Consider the following 7,061-nt stretch of genomic DNA (forward strand, 5'->3'; position numbering starts at 1 on the left):
CCCCAGTGAAGCAAAAGACTTTGCGATATGGCATTGCCGTGACAGCGGTGGTGGCGCTGGCGATAGCGGTCGCACTATACCTTGGGCAGCGCACCAAACAAGCAGAGGGTCTGCTAGACGGAAATGGCCAGGTCCGCGGCACGGAGGTAACAGTTAGCGCGAAGATCGCAGGGGTCGCTGACGTCGTTGCCATTCGAGAGGGCCAGATCTTAAAGACCGGTGAGCTTGTTATCTCCATTGCGGCACGCGATTTCGAGGCGCGCCTGGATCAAGCGCGGGCACAAGCAGCGGGCGCCCAAGCCCTAGTTGCGGAACTCGACGCGCAGATCAAGACATTCGATGTCATGTCGGAACAAGCAAAGGCCAGTGCGACTGTCACCGCAGGTGCCACCGCACATGAGATCCATCGGCGATCAGAGGCACTTTCCCGGGCCAAAGCGGAAGTCGTCGCGGCCGAAGTGCAGCTCAATCAGGATCGCAAGGCCTACGAGCGTTTTGAGAAACTCCTAGCGCAGGGGTTCATCAGCAAAAATTACTTCGACGAGTTGGGGACTCGCTATCGCGCCTCGGAAGCCAAACTGAGCGCTGCGCGGCAAGCCCGTGACGAAGCACAAGCAGCGCTTGAGCAAGGACGTGCCATTTCCGGAGAAGTGGCAATTAAGCAATTGGACGTGCGGCGCATTGCGGCCGAGCGAGACCGCGTTAGCGCAGCACGTTTGACAGCGTCGCTTCAGGTCGAAGCGGCACGGGCGCGTGTCGCCGAGTTGGAGGCCCTACTGGCCGATACACGAATACTGGCGCCAGTGGATGCCACTGTCATGGCCAAGCTTGTCGAACCTGGGGAACTGGTTGCCGCGGGCCGCCCGCTCGCCACGCTCGTCAATCTCTCCGATCTGTATGTGCGGGTTTACGTTCCAGAGCGCGACGTGGGAAGGATCCGACTTGGAAACCCAGCACGCATCTTTGTCGATGCGTTTCGGGACCGGGCGTTCCCCGGCAAAGTCATTGAGGTCGCACAGCAGGCCGAGTTCACCCCGAAGGACGTACATATGAAGGATGAGCGAGAGAAACTCGTCTTCGGCGTGAAGATCGCGATCGAGAATCCAGATGGGCTGCTCAAACCAGGCATGTTCGCGGACGTCAAGATCAAGGTAGATCAGAATGCAGCGTGGTGAGACCAATTCCGAATTGAGAATAGGTTCGACACCAGTGCTACCGGCTGTGACGATTCAGTCCGTGTACCGGCGGTTTGGACAGCGGGCAGCCATCGACGATCTGACGCTCGAAATCCCTAAAGGGGAACTCTTGGGCATTGTCGGCGCTGATGGCGCCGGCAAGACTACGCTGCTGCAAATGATCTGCGCGATTCTGGACCCAAGCGAGGGCCGCATCTCGGTGGCCGGATTCGACAGTGTGCGCCATGCAGCGAACATCCACGCGCTGCTGGGCTACGTCCCACAGTCCTACTCCCTATATGGAGAACTAACCGTTGCCGAAAATTTGGCCTTCTTTGCCGAGATACGTGGTGTTCCACGTCTGGAATTTGCGCAACGGCGCGAGCGCTTACTTCACTTCTCAGGCCTTGCTCAGTTTCTGGACCGCCGGACCAAATCGCTCTCCGGAGGTATGCAGAAAAAGCTTGCTGTCTGCTGTGCCCTTGTACACGAGCCACATATTCTCGTACTAGACGAACCCACACTCGGCGTCGATCCGATCTCTCGGCGAGATCTATGGACGATGCTTTTCGACGCCCACACCAAGGGAAAGACCATTATCTGCGCAACTTCATATATGGACGAGGCTGCGCGCTGCAATCGCGTTGCGGTACTGTCTGGCGGCCGGCTTCTCGCCTGTCAGGCACCCAAGCACTTCGGAATGGACTTTGAAGAGAGCGTAAAGCACCTGCTCTCGCCAAGCGTCTCGGTACCGCGTTCACCCGACTTCTCGACGCACGAGGTCGTTGGTGAGGCCATCCGCGTCACGGAGTTGACGCGTCAATTCGGAGCCTTTACAGCGGTCGACCAAATCAGCTTCACCGTTGCTCGGGGCGAGGTCTTTGGCTTGCTTGGCCCCAATGGCTCAGGAAAGAGCACGACAATCAAGATGCTCACCGGGATCTTGCCAGCTTCAACGGGAAGCATCGAGGTAGCCGGGATGGATGTGGCCACACGACCGGGCGCGGTCAAGGGCCGGGTTGGATATATGTCGCAGCGCTTCTCGCTCTATACCGACCTGACGGTGGACGAGAACATCGAATTCTTTGGCACCGTCTATGGCCTGGGTCCACCCGTTCTCGCCGAGCGGCGGAGTTGGGTTTTGGAACTCGCCGGACTGGCTGGGCATGAGCGAAAGCTTGTCAAGACGCTTTCTGGTGCGATTAAGCAGCGGCTGGCACTCGGTTGCGCAGTACTTCACCGGCCAGATGTGCTATTCCTGGACGAACCCACATCAGGAGTCGACCCCGTCTCCCGGGATGCATTCTGGCGGCTGATTGCGGACATCGCGCGCGTCGGCACCGCGGTGCTGGTGACCACGCACTACATTCGGGAGGCCGAGCACTGTGATCGTGTCGCCTTCATCCACCGCGGACGCCTCTTGGCAACGGACGCTCCCGCGGCGCTGCGCAAGCGCTACGACGGTGTGGAACTTGAGGATGTTTTCATCGCGTTGATGAGCGAAATTAGTTAGAACAAAGGGGGACAACATGCTGGCGGCCCTTCTGAGAAAGGAAACCCTCGAGATTGTCCGCGATCCGATCACGCTTGCGGTGGCCCTGATATTGCCCCTCATCATGCTGCTTCTTTTCGGCTACGGCCTGTCGATGGACGTGGAGCACGTACGAACCGTTGTCTACGATCAGGATCGCTCGCAGGAAAGTGCACGGTTTGTTGAAGCCTTCACACAAGGTCCCTATTTCGAGCGCCGCGGCAACGTCTGGTCGCTGCGCGAGGCCGGTGCCGCTCTCGACAAGGGCGACGCGACCATAGTCATTGTCATCCCACCGGATTTTGCGCGTCGGCTTGCCGCCGGTGTGTCTGCGCCGGTGCAAATTCTGATTGACGGGTCCTTTTCGCCCACCGCACTCATCGTCTCCAATTACGCTACCGCGATTGTCAACCGCTTCTCAACGCGACTGGCGCAGGAGCGCCTCGATCGGTTCGGACTGAACGCCCCCCCACTCATTCGGCTTGAGTCGCGTGTTTGGTACAACGCACCGATGAAGACAGTGAACTACATTGTCCCGGGGTTATTTGCCGTCCTGCTGATGGCGTTTCCACCGATGCTGACCGCTCTCGCAGTGGTCCGCGAACGCGAGCGTGGCACGATTGAGCAAATCTATGTCTCGCCGGTTAGTCCGGCAATGTTTATCGTTGGCAAGATCATTCCCTACGCCGTCATTGCGTTCTGTGAGATGTTGCTGATCTTGGTAGTCGGCACAGCCTGGTTTGAGATCCCCATGCGCGGCAGCCTTGGCTTGCTCCTTGGCGCCTCGATGCTCTACGTATTCGTGACCGTTGGACTTGGCGTTGCGATCTCTGCAGTGGCCAAGACTCAGGTTGCTGCAGTACTTCTTTCCGCCGTTGGCACCTTGATGCCATCGTTCCTGTTCTCGGGGTTCCTATTCCCAATCGCCACTATGCCGTATGTCCTCCAGATCTATACGTATGTATTTCCTGCCCGCTATTTCAACGATATCAGTCGCGATCTCTTCTTGAAGGGAGTCGGCATCGAGTATCTGTGGGGAAACGTTGCGTTACTCGCACTCTACGCGGCCCTGCTTGTCATCGCAGCCAGCCTGACGCTGCGAAAGAAGGTGGCGTAATGCGTCGCATGTTCGCCGCCATTCGCAAAGAGTTCCGACAATTCTTGCGCGACTGGCTTCTCGTTGTGCTAGTTGTCTTCACCTACACTGCGGATCTGGTGATATGCACCAGTGCGCTCTCCTTCGACGTACGCAACCTGAAACTCGCTCTTTACGATGGCGACCGCAGCCAACTGAGCACGAGACTGATTGAACGGTTCGTCGCAAGCGATTACTTCACTAAACTTATTCGAGTCCCCCGCCTGGCGGAGATAGATCATCTGCTCGCGGCAAACCAGGCAGATCTCGCCCTGATCATTCCACCGGGCTTTTCCCTGGACGCCGATGCCGGGCGCGCGACAGAAGTGCAAATTATACTTGGCGGAACCAATTCCAATACGGCTAATGCCGCGCGTGGCTATGCCACGACCATCGTTGGCAGTTTTGCGCGCGACGTACTAGTACAGCACGCGGAGCGGCATGGCCTCATGGTGGATTTACCGTCCGTGCGTGCTGAGGTGAGAATCTGGTACAACCCGCAACTCGAGTTCGCCCATTTTATGGCTGTTTCGATGATCGTCTCCGCAGCATTAATGGTCGGCGTGATTACTGCAGCGGCCGGATTGGTTCGAGAGAAAGAGTCCGGGACCATCGAACAGCTTGTAGTGACGCCGCTTCGCAGCCACGAAGTCATCCTTGCGAAAGCAGCACCGCCGTTCGTCATCGGCATGCTAGCCCTTGCGCCGAGTCTTTGGATTGCCCGAGCGTTCGGCGTCCCGCTGGCGGGCAATCTGGCATTATTTGTCGCGGCCTCCGCCATCGCGCTGGTGGCCTTTCTGTCCATTGGATTCTTCATCGGTACCCTGGCCGACAACCTTCAACAGGCGCTCCTGTTAGCCTTTTTTGTTCTCTTCCCTCTACTCTTTCTGTCCGGCACGATCTCGCCGATCGAGAGTTCACCGATCTTTATCCAATCGCTCTCGTTATTGAGTCCGGTGAGATATTACATGGAGATTGCACTGGGGATCCTGTTGAAGGGCGTTGGGCTTGAAGTTCTCTGGCCTCAGCTCGCTGCTCTCTCCGGCACTGGGCTTGTTCTTGGCACATGGTGCGTACTGCGATTGCGAAGGCAGATGTATACATAGCCGCCGAAGTTCGGCACCGGACCTTCGTGACAAGGGGCGCGCGCTGAATGTTACCAATTTGCCTCATCAGAGAATTCCGCCATGCAATCAAAACAAGGTGACGTAGCGGTTGGCAGACCGGCTTCCAGCGAGTTGCCGCGGCTCTTGCAAATCCTGAGCGAACTAGCGTCGACGGGCTGGGCGCATTACGTGGAACGGTTGCAGGTCGGACGGGCTGTGTTCGACAAGGCCGATGAAGCGTCGAAAGCCGATTTTAGTGATGCGAAACGGCTTCGTGCCATGCTGGAAAACCTCGGACCGGCATTTATCAAGTTTGGTCAGCTCCTCAGCTTGCGGCGCGACCTGTTGCCGGAGAGTTATCTCGATGAATTGCAATATCTCCAGGATAACGTCGCCGTATTTCCCGGGACTCAAGCCCGCGCCATCATCGAACGGGAACTCGCCAAACCTGTAGACGAACTGTTCGCTGAATTCGATGAAGCGCCGCTTGCCGCGGCTTCGATCGGCCAGGTTCATACGGCGCGTCTCAAGGACGGGACCAGCGTCGTAGTCAAGGTGCAGCGCCCTGGTATCGCACCCATCATTCACACCGATATCAGCATCATGCGCTTTCTCGCCCGGCGGCTGGAACTGCATGTGCCAGAAAGCCGCAGGTTCGGACCGTCCGATCTGGTCGAAGAGTTCGCACGCTGCATTACCGACGAACTGGACTACCACGTCGAGGCGCGTAGTGGTGATCGCTTGCGTGAGAGCTTCGCGGATGATGCGGATGTCTTTGTGCCACGCATCTACTGGGAGCTGACGAGTCAGCGTGTGCTGACGATGGAGCGAAGCCCAGGACACAAGATTGCTCAGCAGATGCCAACGGATCTGTCAGATCGGCGACGTATTGCAGAAAAGCTGATGCGTTGCTACTTGAAGCAGATTTTTGAGCATGGGTTTTTCCATGGAGATCCACACCCTGGCAATGTGTTTATACTCCCCGACAGACGGCTCTGCCTCCACGACTTTGGAATCATGGGCGAGCTATCGGTTCACGACCAGGAAGCGCTTGCCCAGCTTATTCTGGCAGTTAGCTCGGAGGAGGTCTCATGGATGGTGGATGCCTATTTCGAGATGGGCGTGGCCGCCGAGGAGATTGACCGCCAAGCCTTTACCAACGACGTCGCGAAGGCACTCAAGAAATATTATGAGGCAGCCGGCAAAGGGTATTCGTTTAGTGAGATCGTGCGCCAGTTCACACAACTCAGCCAGCGTCATCAAATTCGCTTACCGCGGCAATTCCTTTTAGTGGCAAAGGCATTCATGGCGGTCGAGTCCCAGGCGCTTTCGCTGGATCCAGACTTCAACGTCCTGACATCCCTCAACGACTACGCTCCGCACTTGCTCGCACGCCGAATCCAGCAAGGCTTCAATCGTCCCTTTGTTGAGTTCGGCCGAAGCTTTCGCACCCTGCGTTCGCTACATCACGCGGCAACAAGTCTTCCCGATATGCTGAATCGCGCAGTGGATGTGCTGAGCAGCGGTAAGGCGACCCTGCATATCGAACACGATCAGTTGACCGGACTGGAGGGGCACATCGACCGTGCCAGCAACCGGATGAGTCTAAGCCTAATTATCGCGAGCGTTGTCATCGGCTCCTCGATAGTCATGGCGTTTCATAGTGGCCCCCACTATTTGGGGGTTCCGCTGCTAGGGCTCGTGGGCTTTGTCGTTGCGACGGTGATGGGACTTGCGTGGGCAATTGCCATTTTGCGCTCTGGCCGATTTTAACAGCGTGCAGACCTAGTTCCGGGGTCTCTCTCCCCTATGAGCTTACAGCTTTCTAACCCCGCAAGTCGGATGATGCCGTTGCCAAGCAGGGTAGCGGATTGCTCGTGTGCCGGCCTACGCCGCCTTCCGGAACCAGTACTGTCAAAGATCAGACCTAACGGACCATGGTGCCGGCTCGTTCGGGAGGGGCGACCGTAGCCGGATGTCCCTTTAACTTCGAAAGCGGTCGTTGCCGGCCCAGTGACCGGAATGACGGTAACGGGTTGCAGATTCCACCGGTCGATGCAACACACTAAAGGCTTTGTGAGCCTGAGGAGTGCTGCAAATGAAACAAAGACGGC

Annotated in this window: 5 protein-coding genes; all 5 read left to right on the plus strand. The window is 57.4% G+C overall.

Annotated features, from left to right (window positions below; translation table 11 throughout):
• Positions 1-5: 5 nt before the first annotated feature.
• The 5 genes from ACAD63_RS16915 to ACAD63_RS16935 all read left to right on the plus strand — a co-directional run bounded on the left by ACAD63_RS16915 (position 6) and on the right by ACAD63_RS16935 (position 6,720).
• Positions 6-1,175 carry an HlyD family secretion protein gene (locus ACAD63_RS16915; RefSeq protein ID WP_434033006.1) on the plus strand — a complete coding sequence of 390 codons (1,170 nt, stop codon included), beginning with the start codon at positions 6-8 and terminating at the stop codon, positions 1,173-1,175.
• Between the two features lie 46 nt (positions 1,176-1,221).
• Positions 1,222-2,688 (plus strand): ATP-binding cassette domain-containing protein, encoded by a 1,467-nt coding sequence (locus ACAD63_RS16920; protein WP_434033007.1) that lies wholly within the window; start codon positions 1,222-1,224, stop codon positions 2,686-2,688.
• Between the two features lie 16 nt (positions 2,689-2,704).
• The gene (locus ACAD63_RS16925; protein WP_434033008.1) at positions 2,705-3,823 is read left to right on the plus strand and encodes an ABC transporter permease; all 1,119 of its coding nucleotides are present in this window, start codon (positions 2,705-2,707) and stop codon (positions 3,821-3,823) included.
• Positions 3,823-4,947, plus strand: a complete 1,125-nt coding sequence (locus ACAD63_RS16930; protein ID WP_434033009.1) for an ABC transporter permease — start codon at positions 3,823-3,825, stop codon at positions 4,945-4,947. Before ACAD63_RS16925 ends, ACAD63_RS16930 begins: the two co-directional genes overlap by 1 nt.
• An 81-nt stretch (positions 4,948-5,028) precedes the next feature.
• Positions 5,029-6,720, plus strand: coding sequence for an ABC1 kinase family protein (locus ACAD63_RS16935; protein WP_434033010.1), 1,692 nt, complete (start codon positions 5,029-5,031; stop codon positions 6,718-6,720).
• Positions 6,721-7,061: the final 341 nt, after the last annotated feature.

It is taken from the genome of Cupriavidus sp. a3 (assembly GCF_051015765.1).
GTDB classification, from domain to species: domain Bacteria; phylum Pseudomonadota; class Gammaproteobacteria; order Burkholderiales; family Burkholderiaceae; genus Cupriavidus; species Cupriavidus oxalaticus_A.

What these genes read in the sequence shown, in the direction of transcription:
- ACAD63_RS16925 (WP_434033008.1), top strand. Translation starts at nt 2,705, where the DNA reads ATGCTGGCGGCCCTTCTGAGAAAGGAAACCCTCGAGATTGTCCGCGAT.
- ACAD63_RS16930 (WP_434033009.1), top strand. Translation starts at nt 3,823, where the DNA reads ATGCGTCGCATGTTCGCCGCCATTCGCAAAGAGTTCCGACAATTCTTG.
- ACAD63_RS16935 (WP_434033010.1), top strand. Translation starts at nt 5,029, where the DNA reads ATGCAATCAAAACAAGGTGACGTAGCGGTTGGCAGACCGGCTTCCAGC.